General features: G+C 69.6%; 1 protein-coding gene and 1 pseudogene. Both read left to right on the top strand.

Annotated elements, in window-relative coordinates:
* Positions 1-345, top strand: a pseudogene (locus tag A5692_RS23090) (galactose-1-phosphate uridylyltransferase); the annotation flags it as partial.
* Positions 342-641: galactokinase family protein (locus A5692_RS23085; RefSeq protein ID WP_304528620.1), on the top strand; the 300-nt coding region annotated here is incomplete at its 3' end. The pseudogene A5692_RS23090 and the gene A5692_RS23085, both read left to right, overlap by 4 nt.

Genomic DNA, 641 nt, shown 5'->3' with positions numbered 1-641 from the left:
TTCGCCGCGCGCTGGCCGGTCGAGGTGCACATCTACCCGAACAGGTTGGTGCGCAACATCACCGAACTCGACGTGGACGAGCTGGATGCGTTCGCGCGCGTCTATCTCGACGTGTTGGGGCGGTTCGACCGAATGTATTCTTCAGCGCTGCCCTATATCTCGGCGCTGCACCAGTACGCCGAGACCGGCCCCCAGGCCGACGGCTACTTCCACGTCGAGTTGATGTCGGTCCGGCGCAGCGCCACCAAGCTCAAATACCTGGCGGGGTCCGAGTCCGCGATGGAAGCGTTCATCAGCGATGTGACGCCCGAAAGCGTGGCCGAGCGACTGCGCGAGCTGGGATGACGGTCCGCTATGCCGCGCCCGGGCGGATCAACCTGATCGGCGAGCACACCGACTACAACCTGGGGTTCGCGCTGCCCATCGCGCTGCCGCAGCGCACGGTGGCGGCGTTCACCCCCGACCGCGGCGACGCCATCACGGTGGCCAGTGACCGCGCGGACGGGCCGGTGCGCATTCCGCGGGACACCGCTCCCGGCGGCGTGTCCGGCTGGGCCGCCTACGTGGCCACCGTGATGGCGTCGCCGCGGTCGGGGGTGAACGCCGCCACCGTGCGCTGCGGCAGCGCGATGGGCAGCGCG

Origin of the sequence: Mycobacterium sp. E342 (assembly GCF_001667665.1) — a bacterium.
Classification (GTDB): Bacteria; Actinomycetota; Actinomycetes; order Mycobacteriales; family Mycobacteriaceae; genus Mycobacterium.
Note: the sequence above shows the minus strand (reverse complement) of the source record. Positions and strands in the feature narration are given on the sequence as shown.